The organism is Actinacidiphila sp. bgisy160 (assembly GCF_965342435.1).
In the GTDB taxonomy this organism is placed as follows: Bacteria; Actinomycetota; Actinomycetes; order Streptomycetales; family Streptomycetaceae; genus Actinacidiphila.
This window is the reverse complement of record NZ_CBDRCM010000072.1, coordinates 14,349-32,092: the sequence shown is the minus strand read 5'-3', so window position 1 is coordinate 32,092 and position 17,744 is coordinate 14,349. Positions and strand designations below refer to the sequence as shown.

13 protein-coding genes and 1 pseudogene are annotated in these 17,744 nt (G+C 71.6%); 11 read left to right on the top strand and 3 right to left on the bottom strand.

Annotation, left to right across the window (positions count from 1 at the left end; genetic code table 11):
• The 9 genes from ACRWNP_RS33760 to ACRWNP_RS33720 all read left to right on the top strand — a co-directional run.
• Positions 1-1,540: TOMM precursor leader peptide-binding protein (locus tag ACRWNP_RS33760; protein ID WP_431968253.1), on the top strand; the 1,540-nt coding region annotated here is incomplete at its 5' end.
• Positions 1,541-1,639: 99 nt separating this feature from the next.
• Positions 1,640-1,813: a hypothetical protein gene (locus ACRWNP_RS33755; RefSeq protein ID WP_018560191.1), complete on the top strand. Its 174-nt coding sequence runs from the start codon at positions 1,640-1,642 to the stop codon at positions 1,811-1,813.
• Positions 1,814-1,984: 171 nt separating this feature from the next.
• Entirely contained in the window at positions 1,985-3,916 is a 1,932-nt protein-coding gene (locus ACRWNP_RS33750) for a TOMM precursor leader peptide-binding protein (RefSeq protein WP_431968251.1), read from the top strand.
• A 76-nt stretch (positions 3,917-3,992) separates the two neighbouring features.
• On the top strand, positions 3,993-5,618 hold the full coding sequence (locus ACRWNP_RS33745; RefSeq protein ID WP_431968249.1) for a SagB family peptide dehydrogenase: 1,626 nt from the start codon (positions 3,993-3,995) through the stop codon (positions 5,616-5,618).
• 117 nt (positions 5,619-5,735) lie between these two features.
• Positions 5,736-8,357 (top strand): lantibiotic dehydratase, encoded by a 2,622-nt coding sequence (locus ACRWNP_RS33740; protein WP_431968247.1) that lies wholly within the window; start codon positions 5,736-5,738, stop codon positions 8,355-8,357.
• Positions 8,354-9,421, top strand: a complete 1,068-nt coding sequence (locus ACRWNP_RS33735) for a thiopeptide-type bacteriocin biosynthesis protein (protein WP_431968245.1) — start codon at positions 8,354-8,356, stop codon at positions 9,419-9,421. Before ACRWNP_RS33740 ends, ACRWNP_RS33735 begins: the two co-directional genes overlap by 4 nt.
• Positions 9,418-10,653 carry a hypothetical protein gene (locus ACRWNP_RS33730; RefSeq protein ID WP_431968243.1) on the top strand — a complete coding sequence of 412 codons (1,236 nt, stop codon included), beginning with the start codon at positions 9,418-9,420 and terminating at the stop codon, positions 10,651-10,653. The genes ACRWNP_RS33735 and ACRWNP_RS33730 overlap by 4 nt, the downstream gene beginning before the upstream one ends.
• Positions 10,646-11,596, top strand: a complete 951-nt coding sequence (locus ACRWNP_RS33725; protein WP_431968241.1) for an ATP-binding cassette domain-containing protein — start codon at positions 10,646-10,648, stop codon at positions 11,594-11,596. Before ACRWNP_RS33730 ends, ACRWNP_RS33725 begins: the two co-directional genes overlap by 8 nt.
• Positions 11,593-12,438, top strand: a complete 846-nt coding sequence (locus ACRWNP_RS33720; RefSeq protein WP_431968239.1) for a hypothetical protein — start codon at positions 11,593-11,595, stop codon at positions 12,436-12,438. The genes ACRWNP_RS33725 and ACRWNP_RS33720 overlap by 4 nt, the downstream gene beginning before the upstream one ends.
• A gap of 360 nt (positions 12,439-12,798) precedes the next feature.
• Here the strand turns inward: ACRWNP_RS33720 and ACRWNP_RS33715 are convergent, their stop codons facing one another.
• Positions 12,799-16,185 (bottom strand): S8 family peptidase, encoded by a 3,387-nt coding sequence (locus tag ACRWNP_RS33715; RefSeq protein WP_431968237.1) that lies wholly within the window; start codon positions 16,183-16,185, stop codon positions 12,799-12,801.
• Between the two features lie 273 nt (positions 16,186-16,458).
• Positions 16,459-16,620 carry a hypothetical protein gene (locus ACRWNP_RS33710; RefSeq protein ID WP_431968235.1) on the bottom strand — a complete coding sequence of 54 codons (162 nt, stop codon included), beginning with the start codon at positions 16,618-16,620 and terminating at the stop codon, positions 16,459-16,461.
• A 107-nt stretch (positions 16,621-16,727) separates the two neighbouring features.
• Here ACRWNP_RS33710 and ACRWNP_RS33705 point away from each other — a divergent pair, with 107 nt between their 5' ends.
• On the top strand, positions 16,728-16,922 hold the full coding sequence (locus ACRWNP_RS33705; protein WP_431968233.1) for a hypothetical protein: 195 nt from the start codon (positions 16,728-16,730) through the stop codon (positions 16,920-16,922).
• Positions 16,923-16,957: 35 nt separating this feature from the next.
• Positions 16,958-17,127: pseudogene (locus ACRWNP_RS33700) on the top strand (ISL3 family transposase); the annotation flags it as partial.
• Here ACRWNP_RS33700 and ACRWNP_RS33695 read toward each other — a convergent pair.
• Positions 17,106-17,582 (bottom strand): hypothetical protein, encoded by a 477-nt coding sequence (locus ACRWNP_RS33695; RefSeq protein WP_431968231.1) that lies wholly within the window; start codon positions 17,580-17,582, stop codon positions 17,106-17,108. The pseudogene ACRWNP_RS33700 and the gene ACRWNP_RS33695 overlap by 22 nt on opposite strands.
• Positions 17,583-17,744: the final 162 nt, after the last annotated feature.

Here is a 17,744-nt window from a genome sequence, read left to right as displayed (position 1 = left end):
TTTTTTTGTCTCCCCCCCCCCCCCCCCCCACAGCCGCGGCCTGCTCGATCTGACCAAGCGCGTCCACGGCGGCGAGCCAGGACCGCGGCTGCTTCCCGTCGTGTCGGACCGGACCCGGGTGGTGCTGGGTCCCATCAGCGGGCCGGCGGATCAACCGTGCTGGATGTGCGCGCAGTTGCGGCTCTCCGCCAACTGCGACCCCCGGCTCGCGGCGGACTACTGGCGCGCCATGGCGGTCGGTCCGGCCGCGGGCGAGCCCGAGCACGGCAGCGCGGTCGCCCGGAGCATGGTGGGCAACGCGGTGGCGTTCGAGATCTTCCGGCTGGGCAGCGGACAATTGCAGCCCGACGACCAACGGCACGCGGTGATCCAGGACCTGACCACGCTGGAGTCCCGGCGTGAGCGGGTGCTGCCGCATCCGGGATGCCCGCTGGGACACGCACGGGTGGAGCCGGACGGGGACGGTCCCACCCGGCCGGCGGATGACAGCGAGGCCTACGGCCGGGCGGCCGTCCTGGTCTCCCCGGACGTCGGCGTGATGTCCGGATGGGCTGACGAATCGTTCAAGCAGATACCGCTCAAGATGGGCCGGGTGCGGCTTGGCCCCGCCGGGTCGCTGACCGACGGGCCCCGCGAGATCGCCGCGTTCGACACCGACACGATCCTGGTCGCGCGGACCCGCGCGGTGCGGGCGGCGGTGAGCTGCTACGTGGGCCGGCTGGGACCCGTCGGGGCGGCGGGCCCGAGCGCCGACGAAGCGGCGGCCTTGCTGCCCGCCGGGCGGCTGGAGGTGTTCGGCGGCCTGGCGGGGGAGCGGGAGTGGCCCGGGGGCGCCACGACACCCGCGGTGTCGCTGCACGACGGCAGCACGTGGCGCGTGCCCGCCGCGGCCGCTTATCCGCTCTCCCCGGCCAACGCCCGGTTGCGCTTCGAGCCCACCTCGGCGGGTGCGGCGGCGGACTGGACGCTCGAGGCCGTGCGGGAGCAAGGACTGTGTTCGGCGCTGGCCTACCGCGGCCTGGTCCGCGCCCTGACCCGTGAGGCCCCCGCCACCCGCGTGGGCGACTTTCTGCTCGCGGGCGACGACGAGGTGGCGTTCGCCCTGGGCAGCCTGCGTCACATCGGCCGCGAGGCCCGGGTGTACGCGCTGCCCGGCGCAGCGCCCGCCTTCACGGTGCTCGCCGTCGTCGAGGGCGGCGAGGAGCGGGCGGCCGACTGGGCCGTCGGCTCGGCCCTGTCGGCGCGGGACGCCCTGCGCGACGCGGTGCGCGACGCGGTAGGCCTCGCCGTCAGCCGGCACTACGAAGGCACGCCGGCGGACCCGGGCGACCCGCTGATGGCCGATCTCGACCCCAGGGCGCTCCTGGAAGGCGAAGGCGTCGCGCAGTGGTCCCTCGACGAGCCCGCGACGCCGGTGCCCCAAGCGCTCGCACGGCTCGACGCGGACGGCACCCGCGCGCTGTTCGTCGAGACCACCACGATCGATCTGCACGCAGTCCGAGGAATGGTCACCGGCACGGTCCTGCTCGCCGCGCAGTAGGCGACCCCGGACTGACCCGCGCCCGCACCGGGCGCGCCACGGTTCCCGGAACGACCGTTCCGGGGTGACATCCCCACCACACCCATGGGAAGGATCGCCATGTCAGTTGAGCTCAAGGACGAGCTGAGCGCTCTGGAGAGCGCGACGTTCGAGATCGAGGAGATGACCGACGAGTCGGTCGAGCTGGCCTGGTCCAGCTCCAGCTGCTCCTGCTCCAGCTGCTGCTCCTGCAGCACCAGCTCCTGCTGCTCCTGCAGCTCCAGCACCAGCTGACCGCCGGCCGGCTGATCAGGGCGGGTCGCCCCGGTCTCCGGACGGACCGCCCGGCGTGACGAGTGCAGCTGCTCGCAGGGCCGGCACCCTCGGCCGTGCGAGCAGCTGTTTCACCCACCCGCGTACCAATGAGCGTCTGAGTGGACGGATGACTTTGTGGTGTCGAACGCAATGACGGTCACGGCAGTCTCGGATGATCCATGGGCACGGGCCGCCGATGTCCTGCGTGCTCACCTGAACGGACAGGCTCCCGCGGGGGTCGAGGTCGACGTCCGGGTACTCGGACTGCCCGAGGCGGCCGGAGGGCAAGGACCGCCACCGGCGGACGGACTGGTCTACCCGGTGCGCCTGTACGCGGGGACCGTGCTGCTCGGACCCCTCCACCGGGCGGACGGGAGGAGCCGGCCGTGCGGCCGGTGCCTGGACCGGCGCTGGCTGGCGCTGCGCCCGGTCGAGGAACGCAGGGCCGTCGAGGACGGCGCCGATTTCGTCGCCGGCGGTGAACCCGGCCTCGTGCCGCTCGTGCTGGACCACATCGCGCAGCTCGTGGCCGCGGAGACGGCCGGCGCCGAGCTGCCGCCCGGTGACCGGCGGATCGGCCGGATCGTCGAGCTGCGGACCCGCGACCTGACCGTCACCCGCCACCAGCTCATCGCCGACTCCGAGTGCGAGCGGTGCGCCACCCCACTGCCCGACACCGCCGAGGGCGCGGTGCTGCCCCTGCGGGCACGGCCGAAGTCGAGCCCGGTGAGCTACCGGGGAGCCGCCGCGGGTGACCTTCCCTTGCCGGTGGGCGGATACGTCAACGAGGTCTGCGGAGCGCTGGCGAGCGCGGCCCGCCGCGTCTACCAGTGCAGCGCGACCCTGCCGGTCAGCGGCTACTTCCGGGTGCGCAGCAAGTACGACTTCCACGAGATGTGGTGGAGCGGCCAGTCGCAGAGCTCGGTGAGCAGCGAACGGTACGGGATGCTGGAGGGGCTGGAGCGCTACGCGGGCCAGTTCCCGCGGGCCAAGCGCCCGACGGTGTACGCACGTTACCGCGACCTGGCGCCGGACGCCCTCGACCCCGCGGCCCTGGGTGCGTACCGGCCGGAGTTCTACGCCGGACACCGTGACTACTACCAGCCGTACACCCCCGACACCCCCACCCACTGGGTGTGGGGCTACTCCTTCGGCGGACGGCGGCCGGTGCTGGTGCCGGAGCAACTGGTGTTCTACCTCGACCGCCGTCCGGACCGGAAGTTCGTGCAGGAATGCTCCAACGGCTGTGCCAGCGGCACCAGTACGGAGGAGGCACTGCTGCACGGCATGCTCGAACTCATCGAGCGGGACGCCTTCCTGCTGTGCTGGTTCGCCGGGGCGAGGCTGCCCGAGATCGACCAGGCGACCATCGTCGACGAGGAGATCCGGTTCGTGCTGGACCGCGTGGCGCGGCTGGGCTACCGGATGCGCCTGTTCGACATGCGGGTGGACGTCCCCGTACCCGCGGTGATGGCGGTCGCCGAGCGGCTGGACGGGGGGCTGGGCGCCCTGTGCTTCGCGGCCGGTGCCAGCCTCGATCCCGTCGAGGCGGTGCGTGCCGCGCTCTCCGAGACCGCCTCGTACATCCCCGGCATGGACGAACGGGTGGCGGCCAAGCTGCCGGCGCTGCGGGAGATGGCGGCCGACTACGACCGTGTGCACGAACTGACCGACCACGCCCTGCTGTACGGCCTGCCGGAGATGGCGCACGTGGCCTCGTTCCTGCTGGACGCCGCGCCGGCCCGGTCGATGGGCGAGTTGTACGGCCCCTGGCTCGCCCAGCGGCCCGCGACGCTGGACCTGGCCGACGATGTCCGGTTCGTGATGGAGCGGCTCCGGGACGTGGGCAGCGACGTGGTCGCCGTGGACCAGACGTGCCCGGAGCAGGACGGCACCGGCATCCGCACCCTGTGTGTGCTGGCGCCCGGACTGGTGCCGATCGACTTCGGCTGGGAGCGGCAGCGCGTACTGGGCCATCCGCGGCTGCGTGCCTACCTCGACGGCCGCCTGGCCGAGGTCCACTCCCGCGCGGAGGGCTTCGGCCCCACCGGCCTGAATCCCAGGCCGCACCCCTTCCCGTGAGCCGTTCCCTGTGACCCGTCATGCGCGGACGGGCCCCGATCGTGGGCCGGACACGTCCGGCGAAGGAGGAGAGTCCGTGTCCGAGGACCGAACGCAGGTCGTGAGCGACTATGTGGAGTCGGTGTTCCGGCGCGGCCGGGAGCCGATGGAGCCGGTCGGTTTCACCCCCGACTGGGAGGACCAGCCGTCACGGCACAAGACCTACCTGGGAGTGCGGCGGTTCCCTCTCCCGCCGGGCGTCGGCCGGCCGCTGGCGCCCACCGCGGACGTCGTCCTCGAGGAGCCGCCGCCCGGCCCGGGGCCGCTGTGGACCGCCGGGTCCCTGGCATCGCTGCTGCGGCTGTCGTGCGGAGTGCTGGACCGCAGGCTGCGGGTGAACTGGAACCAGGACAGCCACGTGCGGGTGCTCTACCCGGAGGCGCTGTGGGGCCGGGGCAGCGCCTCCGGCGGGGGAATGTACCCGCTGGAGGTGTACTGGGTGGCGGGTCCGTCCGGTCCGCTGACCCCCGGGGTCTACCACTATGCGACGGCGCACCACGCGTTCGAGCGGCTGGTGGCGGGCGACCTGACCGCCGAGGTCCGGGACGCCTGTGCCGGGGCCGGGACGGCGGACGGCTTCCTCCTGGTGACGGTGCGGTTCTGGAAGAACGCGTTCAAGTACAACAGTTTCTGCTACCACGTGGTGACCCAGGACGCCGGTGCCCTGCTGGGGTGCTGGGAGCTGATCGCCCAGGCGACGGGGCGACGGCTGCCGCGCGTGCTGTGGTTCGACGACGAGCGGCTCAACCGGCTCCTGGGGCTCGTGATGGACGAGGAGAGCGTGCTGGCCGTCGTCCCGCTGCCGTTCGGCCCGCCAGGCGCGGGCGCGGGCGCGGACCCGAGCGCCGGAGCGTGCGGCACCGCGGGCCGCGGCGGTCCGGTCGACCGCCCGAGCTTCGAACGGTCTGCGCGGACCAGGACGTTCGAGCAGGTGCGGCAGGTGCACCGGGCGGTCCTGGACGACCGCCGTCCGCGCCCCGACCCGGCGATGGCGCGGCGCCTGGTGCCGCTGCCACGGGAGCTCGGCGGCGAGGTGGAGCTGCCGCGGCCCCTGGCCGGCCGGCTCGGCACGGACCTGGGCGAGGTCCTGCGCGGCCGGCGCACCAGCTTCGGCTCGTTCGTGGGGTCCCGTCCGCTGGGCCTGGACGAGTTGGCGACCGTGCTGGCCGGCACCGTGTCGGCGCAGAGGTACACCGCGGATGTGGTGCCCGAGGACGCCGGCCTGACCGGGCTGTACGTGCTGGCGAACCGGGTGGCGGGGCTTCCCGCCGGGAGCTACCGCTACGACGCGGGCGGCAGGCGGCTGCAGGTGGTGCGGCAGGAGCCGATCGCCGGGACGCTGCAGCGCAGCTACTACCTGAGCAACTACAACCTGGAACAGGTCGGCGCCGTGCTCGCGATCTCGGGCCGATGGCGCAGCACTCTGGAGGCCTTCGGCAGTCGCGGCTACCGCGTGCTGAACGCGGAGGTGGGGGCGCTGTCGCAGACCGCGTACACCGTCGCGGCGGCGCTCGGCGTGGGCTGCGGCGTGGTGCTCGGCTTCGACAACATCGCGATCGACGAGGCGGTCGGTCTCGACGGCAGTGACGAACGCACCTTCCTGTTCGTGCTGCTCGGGCACGAACGCACGGACCGCGCGGACTACGACTACCGGCTGGCATGAAAGGGACGATCCGTGATATCCAGCGCGATACCATCGGCGGCCTCTCCCTCGGAGCCCGCCGCGACTGCGCCGGGTCCCCGACGCGCCGAAGGGGCGTGGCACCTCGTCCCGCGGTTCATGCTGCGGGTCGGCGGGCTGCCCTTCGAGGCCGCCGACGTCCTGGCCACCGCGCAGAGCGCGGCGTGGGCGGACGCCCTGCTCGACGCCCGGCGGCGGCTGCGTGAACGAGGAGCCCGCCTCGCCGATGTCCTGCAGGAGCGCATAGCGGACTGCCTCGCCGACCCGTCGGCGCGCCGCACGCTGATCAATCTGCGCCGGGACGTGTTCAACTCCCGTGTTCCGCGTGGTCTCGCGTCGGCGGAGCCGCTGCTGCCGGCGCAGGATGTCGCGGCACTGCGGGAATGGGCCGCCGAGCGGGAGCGCTGCGCGTCGCTGCAGAGCGGCGGCTCCGGCGTCGTGGCGCGCGAGGTCGCGGCGAGCCGGCGGGAGCTGCGGCGGATCACGGTGGAGACGGATCTGCGCCACGGCATCCAGCTGTCCTCTCCGTCGCTCGACGAGTACCTGGACGGCTACGTGCGGCGCGACGGCGGTCCGCTGAGCAAGCGGGAACGCCGCATCGAACGGTCACTGCTGGAGTACCTCTACCGCACGGCGTGCAAGACCAGCCCTTTCAGCACGCTGACGGCGGTGTCCGCCGGCGGCTTCGAGGAAGGCGCCGGCAGTCCCCTCGTGGCGCGGCTCACCGGCTGGGACAAGGAGAGCCACTCCAGGCTCAACATCGCGGTGCTCGCCCGGCTCTCGGAGCTGGCCACCGTCGACCCGCGGCTCCGCCGCGACCTGCCGGTGCGGGCCACCAGCGGGCTGCGGGTCGACCGCGACCGGGTGCGCTACCTGCGCAAGCTGCGCGGCGCCGACGCCGACGCCGACGCGGCGGTCACCTTGGACGCGGTGCACGAGAGCCTGTTCTACCTGCCCACCGGCGACGTTCTCGCGGACGTGCTCACCGTGTTCCGGGACGACGCCGAGCTGCGGTTCGGCGACGCGGTGGCCCTGCTGTCCGCCATGGGCCCCGACCGCCCGGAAGCGGATGTGGAGGCCTACCTCGCCCAGTTGCTCAGGCTCGGGCTGCTCGTCGTCCCGGGGCTCCAGGTCGACATCCACGACCCGGACCCGGTCGCCACCTACGGCAAGGGCCTGCGGGCGCTGCGCACCGCCTGGGCGGACGACGTCGCCCACCTCGTGGAGCACATGGGCGAGGACGTCGGGCGGTTCGCCGGGGCCGACCTCGGGCGCAGACGCCAACTGCTGGGCCGGATCAAGGAGTCGGCGGCGGCCGCGCACCGGCTCCTGGGCCGGGCGGACCTCCCGGTGCTGCGCACGCTGGTCTACGAGGACACCACGCTGCCCGGGCTGGCGGTGACCGCTGACACGCAGGCGTGGCAGGAGCGACTGACCCCGGACCTCCAACGGTTGGCCGACATCCTGCCGGCCTTCGACGGCAACCTCGTGCGCCGCCTGGTGACCAAGGGGTTCTTCAGGGCGCGATACGGCACCGGGGGGCGCTGCGAGGACTTCCTGTCCTTCGCCCACGAGTTCGGGCAGGACTTCTACGACAACTACAACCAGCGGCTCCTGCGTCACCAGCGCTTCGACGGCACCGCCTTCCGCCCCTACGACAACTGGTTCCGGCAGGAGGACATCACCCGCATCGACCGTGCCCGGGCCGCCGTCGCCGACGAGGTCGCACGGCGACACCGGGACCTGCCCCCCGGGGCCGACCTGGAACTGGACGAGGAGTTCCTCACGACCGTCACAGCGATCCTGCCCCCCTCGCCCCTCGAAGAACTGCGCCCACTGTCGTTCTTCCTCCAGCTCGCGCACCGGGGCACGCAGGATCCGCTGGTCGTCGTCAACCGGGTCTACTCCGGCCTGACCCTGCTGTTCTCCCGGTTCGCACACTGCTTCGGGCCCGGGCTCACCGCGTCGCTGCGCCGGTCCCTGGAAACGATCGCCCCGCCCGGTGCCGTCTTCGCCGAGCTCAAAGGCGGCTACGACACGACCAACCTCAACCTGCACCCGGTCGTCACCCCCTACGAGGTGGTCTGCCCGGGCGAGACCAGTTCCCGGCCCGGCGCGGAGCAGATCCCCGTGGAGGACCTGGTCGTCGAGCACGACCCGGCAGCCGACCGGCTGCTGCTGCGCTCACGTCGCCTGGGCGTCGAGGTGATCCCGGTCTACCTGGGCTTCCTGCTGCCCATGGCGCTGCCGGAAGTGCAGCAGGTGCTGCTGAACTTCTCATACACGAGCATGGTGCAGCTCGACCTGTGGGAGGGCACCGGCCTGCGGGAGACACAGGACGGCCCGCTGCCCCGGATACGGCTCGGCAACGTCGTGGTGCAGCGCAGGTCCTGGCGGTGCGCGGCGGACCGGCTGCCCGCGACGACACCCGGGCAGCCGGACCACGAGTGGTTCCTGGCATGGCGGCAGTGGCAGCGGCACATGGGCCTTCCGCGTCGCGTCTTCGCGAACCCGGGCGGCGAGCACAAGCCCCTGTACGTCGACTTCGACGCCTACCCCAGCGTGCGCCTGCTCGACGCGGCCGTCCGCAAGAGCGCCTCCCCGGTGGTCCTCACCGAGATGCTGCCCGGCCCGGACGAGCTGTCGCTGCGCGACGACCGGAACCGATACGTCACCGAGCTCACGGTGGAGCTCGACAAAATGCCCACGGAGCGGCGATGAACGCCAACGACACTCTCCTCGCAGGCAGCGTCCCCGGCACGCAACCGGACGGGAACGGCTGGATCAGCCTGCACGTCTTCTACGCGGCGAACGCCAACCCCGTGCTGGTGCACTGCGTGCGGCCGCTGGTCGCGCGGCTGCGCGAACAACGCCTGCTGCGCTCCTGGTTCTTCATCCGCTACTGGCTGGAGGGCCCGCACATCCGGCTGCGCCTGCTGCCGGCCGACGCCGCGGCGGCCGGCGAGGTGGCGAGGATCGCCGAGGAGGCGCTCGCCGACTTCCTGCGCCGCCGCCCGGCCCTGTACGAGGAGGACCGCAACGCCAGCGGAGACCTGTACCGGAACATGTTCCTCGCCGAGTACAGCCAGGAACGCTGGGACGAGTTGTACGGACCGGACGGCACGATGCCCTTCCGGGACAACAACAGCGTCGCGCGCATCCCCTACGAGCGGGAGCTGGACCGGTACGGCGGTACCACCGCCATGGAGCTGGCCGAATGGCACTTCGAGAGATCCAGTGACCTGGTGGTCACCCTGCTGGAGAGCACCAACGTCCACGTGCGCACCGTGCTGCTGGGCCAGGCCGCCCAGCTGACGGCCGGTCTGTGCTTCTCCTTCCTGGGGGACCACGGCGAGGTGGCCCGCTTCCTGACCCGCTACCGCACCATGTGGGAGACCTCCTACCAGGAGCCGAGCGACAGCCAGCACGAGCGCTTCGACCGCAGTTATCACCGGATGCGCGACCGACTCGTCTCCCGGCTGCGGCACGTGGGGGACAGCGTCCGCGACACGCCCGGCGCGGCCCCCACCCCGCTGGAGCGGTCCTGGCTCAGCCACTGCGCCGACCTGCGCGAGAAGGTACTCGCCCTGTCCGGCGCCGGCGTCCTGGCCTTCCGCGACGGCGCGGCCCCCGACCCCCAGGCCGCCCTGGCCATCGTCCTCAGCTCCTACGTCCACATGACCAACAACCGGCTCGGCGTGAGCATCCTCGACGAGATCTATCTGTCGTATGTCATGGAAAAGGCGCTGTCGGACATGGCCGCGCAGGAGGTGATGCCACGGTGACCGCACAGGATCTGCCCCGGCTCCGCCAGGAGGTCGTGCTCGGCCCCGCCCTGCGGACCGGCCCGAAGACGGTGCACCACGTCAAGGACGCCCGTACCGGCTGCTACTACCGGGTCGGCCCCCGCGAGCACTTCATCATGGGCCTCATGGACGGCCGCCACACCCTCCAGGACATCGGACGCCGGTACAGCGACACCTACGACCGCCGGCTGGGCCCGGACCACTGGGGGCAGATCTTCACCCTCCTCGGCCGCTACCAACTGCTCGACGGGCATGCCGACACCACGATCCTCGACAAGCTGAGGAAGGCCCGCGAGGACAAGGAGTCCGCGCGGCAAGGGTGGCTGCGGCGGCGCTGGGTGCTGCTCCGGCCCGACCGGCTGTGCGCCGCCCTGGCGACGCGCCTGGCCTTCGCCTTCCGTGCCGGGTTCGTGATACCCGCGCTGATCCTGGTCGCCGCCGTACAGGCCCTGGTCTGGACCCACGCGGCCACCCTCAGCACCGAGGCGGCCCACCAGCGCACCTGGGCGATCTCGATACCGGTCTCCGTACTGCTCGTCTGGGTGATCACCGCGCTGCACGAATTCGCGCACGGCGTGACCTGCCGCCACTTCGGGGGCACGGTCACGGAGATCGGGGTCAGCTGGCGGTTCCCCATGCTGGCCCCCTACTGCCGGACCGACGACATCGTGCTGTTCCACCGCCGCAGAGCCCGAGTGGCGACGGCGTTCGCCGGGGTCATGGTGAGCCTGCTGGCCATGGTGCCAGTCGCCGGATGGTGGTGGCTGACCCGCGACGGTGGTCCGGGCCATTCGCTCGCTGCCGGGGTCCTGCTGTTCGGCAGCGCGGGCTCGTTGCTGAACCTTCTGCCGTTCCTGCGATCGGACGGATACGTGATGCTGACCCACGCGCTCGACCTGGCCGACCTGCGCGGCGAGAGCTACCGGTTCTGGCGGCTGCTCCTGCGCCGGGGCGACCCCGCCGCGCGCGAACGACTCGGCGTCTACCCGGCCCGCGACGCCCGCGCGTACGCCGCTTACGGGCTGGTCTCGCTGCTGTTCGCGCTGTCGGTGTACGGCTGCCTGATGTGGTTGTGGTTCGCCACACTCGAACGCTGGACGGGACCGGTGTGGGCCGTGGTGATCCTCGCCGCCGAGACCGCCGTCGTGGTGGTCCTGGTCCTCGCGGCGGCCCGAGCCCGTTCCGCCGGACGGCAGGCCGCCGATGCGTGACGGCCTCGCGGTCCGCACCAGCGGACTGACCAAGCGGTACCGTCCGGACGCCGGGGTGTTCGACCTCGACCTCGTCGTGCGCACCGGAGAGGTGTACGGCTTCCTCGGGCCGAACGGGTCCGGGAAGACCACCACCATGCGGATGCTCGTGGGACTCGTCCGGCCGACGTCGGGCACCGCCTCGGTGCTCGGCCACCCCGCCGGCAGCTCCGCAGGCCTGCGGGGCGTGGGCGCGTTGATCGAGTCACCCGCCCTGTACCCGCACCTGTCCGGGCGCGACAACCTGCGCGTCCTCGCCCGATACGCGGCCGTTCGGCCCGGCCGCGTCGACGACGTGCTCGAGGAAGTGGGCATGGCCGCGCGAGCCGATGTCGCCTTCCGCGCGTATTCGCTCGGCATGCGGCAGCGGATCGCGGTGGCGGCCGCGCTCCTGAAGGACCCCGCCCTGCTGATTCTCGACGAGCCGACCAACGGTCTGGACCCGGCGGGCGTCGCCGGCATACGGGAGCTCATCACGGGGCTGCGCCGTCACCAGCGCACCGTCCTGCTGTCGAGCCACCAGCTGGCCGAGGTGGAGCACGTGTGCGACCGGGTGGGCGTCATGCGCCACGGCCGGCTGGTCGCCGAGGGCACCGTCCCGGAGCTGCGCCGGGGCGCCGGACACGAGGGCCTGACGCTCACGGTCGATGAGCCGGCACGCGCCGCCGACCTGCTCGCGCGGCTGGCGTCCGTCCGCTCGGTGACCGTGGACGACGGGAAGGTGCGCGTGGCCGTCGACCCCGGCCAGGCGGCGGCCGTCAACCGGCTCCTCGTGGAGAACGGACTGGCCGTCAGCGAGCTGCGCCGGCAGACGGTCTCCCTCGAGGAGGCCTTCTTCGAGCTGGTCGCGGACCAGCCTTCATCGGGAACGGGAACGGAACGCCAGGGAGTGGTCAACCGGTGAACGCCATGGTGCGGGCGGAGCTGCTGGCGGCACGCAAACGCCCCGGCGTGTGGATCGTCGGCGGCGCGTGGATCGCCCTCGCCCTGGTCTTCGGCACGGTGGTGCCGGCCGTCGTCTACCTGGCCGTACGGAACCGGCCGCCCGGCGCCGCCGGTGACCCGCAGGAACTGATCGACGGCCTGCTTCCGGACCGCTTCCTGTCGGGGACCGTGGCCCTGTACCCGATGTTCGGCAGTGCACTGATGCTGATCCTGGGCGCGGTGCTCACCGGAGGCGAGTTCCGGTGGGGGACCTGGGGGACACTTCTGGTCCAGCGGCCCGGCCGTACGGGCGCGGTTCTCGGCAAGGCGGCGTCCGCGGCGGTGGTGGTGCTCTGCGTCACGGCGCTGGTGGTGGCGCTCGGCGCCGCATCCGGCGCCGTCGCCGCGGCGCTGACCGGCCGGGCGGCGCACTGGCCGGACGTGTCCAGCCTCGCGGCCGCAGTCGCGGCCGCCTGGCTGATCAGCATGGCCGCGGCGAGCCTCGGCATGTTCCTGGCGATCCTGCTGCGCGGCACCGGCGCCGCCATCGGGGTGGGGCTGCTGTGGCTGCTGGCGGTGGAGAACCTGGTCTCCGGGCTGACCGGGGCCCTCCCGGTGCTGAAGGGGCTGCAGCGGCTGCTGATCGGGCCGAGCGCGGGCTCGTTGGCCGCCGCCCTCGACCCGTCCGGCACGGCCGGCACCTCGGTTCCCGGGGTGGTCTCGGTGTCGGGACCCGCCACGGCGAGCGTGGTGCTGACGGCGTACGTGGCGGTCTTCCTCGGCCTGTCCGCCCTGCTGCTCACCCGGCGCGACGTGGCCTGAAGGCCCGCCCGCCACGGGCGCCGGGACCGGCCGGCGGCGGGCGACGATGTCCGCCCCAGTCATATGGGACGCCTCCGTCGAAAAGCGGTCGGGGGAGCACTCTCGTCGGGCCCGCGTCGAGATGAAGGACGTGAACAGGGGCCCAGAGGGCTGCCGGGGCAGGGCGGTCTAGTCGGCGACCGTCGCCATCGCCGGTGGGATCCCGGTGGACCGGATGTGGTACGCCGTCCCCGCCTTCCCGACCATCAGCGAGGTGTGGCTGCGCGTGCTCGGAACCTGCCGACATGCGGCAGGTGTGACGTCGCGGCGAACGGCAAGGACCCGCCTCCCGGTGGGAGGCGGGTCCTCGGGTCCACTTTCCTACTTCGTCAGGTAGGCGTCGACGATGGTCTCGTCGACGGTGTTGCCCTGCTTGTCCACGGCCTGGGCCTTGAACGACACGCTGCCGCCGGCCTCGGGGTTGGTGATCCGAACCCGGCCGTCGTGCACGCTCAGCTTCTGCCAGTGGGCTCCCTTGTCGTAGGAGGCCCACACGCTCAGGGACTTGAGGTTCCCGCCCGCGGCGGAGCCGTGGACGGTCACGGGAACCCACACCTTCGCCCGGGCCTTGGCCGTGTTGTCGAGGGACAGGGCGGGGGTGAAGCGCACCGCGGAGGTCGGGAGCCTGGTGATCCCCGGGGCGAACTCGGAGGAGAACGTCCAGCTCGCGGTCATGCTCGTGGACACATCCGCGACCGTGCCGCGGTCGACCGAGACGGTCACCCGGTAGTCGGCCCGTTCGTTCTCCGCGATGTAGAAGACGTCCATCGGGTAGATGCTGCTGCGGACGAGCTCACCGTTGCGGTAGACGGACGTGCGTGCGCTCTCGATCGGGGAGTTGTTGTCGTTGATGTTCCCCTCGCTGTCCGAGAACAGCGGCAGCCGCCCGTCGATCGCCTCGTCGGACCGGACGAATCCGACGAGTCCCGCGTCCTCCGGGAGATCCGGCCCGAAGACACCGACGTTGAACACGTGCTCGTAGGAGCGCCCCGGCTTGAACGTCCTCGGCAGGGCGTCGTAGGAGGACTCGTAGGAGTCGTTCGCGTCGACCTGCATGAAGCCCAGCTGCCATGAGGGGTTCCCGGAGAACAGGTGCAGGGTTCCGGTGTAGGGCAGGGCGTGCACGGTGCCGAGGCCGGCACCGCCCTCGGTCACCGGAGTGACGAACCCGAACTTGCCCTTGGCCGGGGCACCCAGCTTCGCCTCGACCTCGGCGAACTCCCGGGCCTTGGCATGGTGGGTGAAGCCGGTGAGGTAGCGGTCGCCGGTCGGCTGGTACACCAGGTGGTACTCGTCGTGCCCACCCACGCCGGTGGAGAAGGTGGTCATGAGCTGCTGGGTCAGCCGGTCGCCCGCGGCAGCCTTGGGGCCGAGGTGGGCGGTGCGGTACTGCGCCAGGGAGTTGGTGAAGACCCCGTAGCGGGTGCCGAACCCGTCGGGCAGCTCGATGCCCGCGCTGAAGAAACCGAGGACGGGCTGGGCGGAAGGGTCGGGGACGGTGACGTCCAGCGCCTTGGCGGTGCGCGCGTCCACCGTCACCGTGGTGTCCGCGGCGATGTCGAGGTTGGGCTGGTTGAACCAGTCACCGCCCTGGCCGTAGGAGCCTTCTGGGTCGACCCGGACCATGGAGTTGAGGAAGTACCGGCCCTTGGGGACGCGCAACGAGTGCGTGTCGCCGGCCAGCACGAAGTTGGACCCCCTGGAGGGTCCCGTCAGGGCCTGGATCTGAGCGTCCCAGGCGGGGGCCGGAGCGGGCTTGCCGTTGCGGTCCAGGGTCTTGACCGTGAGGGTGTACATCTCGGACTCGCGGTCCACGGCCAGCGCGGTGCCGACGGTCTGACCGTCGCCGGTGGCCGTGATCCGTCCCGTGAAGGCACCAGTCGTGTCGCCGCCGAGGCGGGTATCGGCGGTGACCTTCACCGTCGCCTCGCCGTGCGCCGGAACGGTGACCTGCTCGTCAGCGGTGAACATCCCGTCCGGCGCGGCGTTTCCGTCCGGGCCGGTGGCGTCCACGGTCAGCTTCAGGGTGACCGGGGAGTCGCCGGTGTTGCGGTACGTGAGGTTCTTGGTGAGCGGCTGGTCGTCGGTGTGCGGCCACTGCGCGAGACCGAACGAGAGCGACGTCTCGCGGGCGACGACGGTCTGCTTGATCGCCTTGCGCAGGTCGATCCGGCCCGAGCCCTGCTCGAAGGCCGTGTATCCGCCGGACGTCGTCGAGGACACCAGCGCGTCCTTGATGTCCTCGCCGGTCCAGTCGGGGTGCTGCTGGACGAGGATGGCGGCGGCGCCGGCGACGTGGGGGGTGGCCATGGAGGTGCCGTCGAGGGCGATGTAGCCGTCCGCGACGGAGGGCGCGACACCGCCCAGGAAGCTGTCGTGCGCGGCCGCGGCCCCGATGGCCACACCGGGCGCCGTCACATCCGGCTTGATACCGCCGTCACCGACGCGCGGCCCGGTGCTGGAGAACGGGGCCAGGTGGTCCTGCTTGTCCACCGCGCCGACGGTGAGCGCGGCGTCGGCGCTGCCCGGCGTACCGATGGTGCCGGCTCCCAGCTCGCCGTTGTTGCCCGCCGCGATGACGAAGAGCGTTCCGCTCTCGGCCGACAGCCTGTTGACGGCCTCCTCCGCCGGATCGATCTCCGGGGAGTCGTAGGCGCCGAGGCTGAGGTTGACGACGTCCGCCTTCTCGGCGACGGCCCACTCCATGCCCGCGATGATCTGGGACATGCTGCCGCTGCCGCTGTCGCCGAGGACCTTGCCGTTGAGCAGGCGGGCTCCCGGCGCCACACCCTTGTACTTGCCACCGGACTTGGCGCCGGTGCCGGCCGTGATCGACGCGACGTGCGTGCCGTGACCGTAGTGGTCCCCGACGTCCGGGGAGTCGGAGAAGTTCTTCTCCTCGACGACCTGACCGGCCAGATCGGGGTGGCTGGTGTCGACACCCGAGTCGAGAACGGCGATACGCGTACCGGTGCCGTCGAAGCCGGCCGCCCAGGCCTCGGGGCCGCCGATCTGGGGGACGCTCTTGTCCAGGCTCGCCTGGACGACGCTGTCCAGCCACACCGAGGCGATCCCGGGGGCGACGGAGCGCTTCATGGCGCCGGCGGGACCGCTGGTGACGGCGGACCACAGTTCCGCGGTGCCGTCGGCGGTCGCAGCGACGGCGTCGGCGTTGACGCTGGCCAGCGTGCGCTCGACCTTGGCGCCGCCGGTGGAGCGCAGGGCCGTCCTGGCGGCCGGACGGGCCGCGTCGTACAGCACGATGAGCCGCAGGTCATGGCGGTCCGCGTAGGCCGCCGAGCTCAACGTGGTGATGTCGAACAGTCGCCGGTCCACCCGGCCGCTGCGGACCAGGTCCCGGGCGTCGTCAGGCAGGGCGTATATGTGGCCGTCGCGGGACTCCACCCGGATGGGTATGTCCTCGCGCCCCTTGCCGGGACGCGCGCCGACGATCTCGCCCTTCGCGTTCACCGCGATCCGGTCACCGGTGATCAGCGGGATCCACCGCTGCGCGCCGGTGGCGACCGAAGTCGCTCTGATCTCGGCGCCCGTTCCGAAGGCCGAGGCCGAGGCTGGGGACGATGCGGCGGACGAGGCCGTGCCGATGGGGGTGGCGAGTGCCAATGACGCCGACGGGGTAGCGGCGACCAGCAGCATGCTGATTCCCAAGACCGTGCCGATCGCAGGTCTCTTGGACGTGAACTTCACGATTTCCTCTCGCTCCATTTGCCCCGCGCCCACGCGTTGGTTCCACGGTGGCTTGGGGTGCGCCGCACAGCGAAGCACCAGTCCCGAGAGGGTGTCAACGGTTTGATCTTGCAGCGGGTGCCGGCGGCCAGGTGGCCGACCAGTGCATTTCTCCACGGCATAACCGCACTTTTCGATCCAATGTGCTCGGTGTCCGGAAAGGCGGGCACAGACCCATGCGCGACCCTCGGTGACACGGATGCGCCCGGCCGGGCGTGCGCCGCTGACTACGGGTCAAGTCAACCTCGATTGCCGCGCGTCGTCCGGGCCGAGTTTGCCGGTCCGGCGGCGGGCGTTGTCCACGAGCGAGCCCGCCTCGACCTTCGTCACCGACCTGTCGGGCCCGGTCAGCCGCTCGACGTGCTTCCTGGCCGCCAGGAGCGTTCGTTCCCTCACGGGCGTGGAACTCGAAGGGGCCAAGCCCAGTTGTCCCCGTCGTACGGCGTGCCGGCGACCACTCGCCGAGATCGGCTGGCGCGGACCGGGCCGGCTTCGACCTGGTGATGCTGGACTCGGACACCGCAGCCTGGGTCTCCATCTGGATCAAGAACGGCGGCGAGCTCGAAGCGCAAGGTCGAAGCGGCCTGCTTCGCTGTGTCGCCCGCCTGGACCAGGTCATACCTGTACTCAGCGAAGCGGACGACCCCGAGTACTGGCACCGCCTGCACGAGATGGCTCGACTCGTCGCGGATTCGTAGCCACCGAATGAGATGACCTCTAAACACCGTCGAACGCTAGAGCCGACCGGCCCGAGCGGAGGCTCCGCGTCCCCAAATACCGTACCTGCCCCGTCGACCCCTACCGCGAGCACCTGCGTAAACGCTGAGCCGAGGACCCCGCCGTCCCCGTTAAGCAGCCTTCGAAGAGATCAAGGCCCTCGGCTACGAGGGCTGCCTCAACCTGTCTCGGTCGGCATTGCGACGGGCGGTGGTCTTTCGCGGCGGGCGGTGTATGAGGTCCGTGTCACCCTCCTGGCGCGGGATGTAGTAGAAGCCGTCCTCTGTATCGGGGTCGTAGTGCACGACCGCACCCTCATCGGCGAGCATCTCCTTCCACGATTCCAGCCGGGCCCGGTCTGTCTCGGTCAGATCTCGGCCGTCGCGGAGCCGGGCCTCCACTCGCAGCATCGCCACCGGGTACTTCCAGCGGTGCTTCTCCTTCACCTCCCACGGGATCAAGTCATCGTCTCGGGTTATCCGACGATCGAGCCCGCGCCGACGCCGGAAGTTCCCCCACATCGACGGGACGGTTTCTATGCCGTACTTCCGCTTGTACTCATCGGTCATCCACTGGTAGGTCTTCCCCTGCTCGAACCAGCGGATGACCTCCTGCTCATCCTGGATCTTGCCCTTGGCCATACTGCCCCTCCCGTGTGCCACTTGCGTTCCAGTCACCGACCGGTCAGTGACGTTTTATCAGCGAAGTCAGCAGTCGGACAGACCGGGCCCGGCTGCAGACAAGCGTAAAACCCCTGGTAGGACCGGTGGTACTGGACGCACCCACGGCGCAGTCCAGACTGC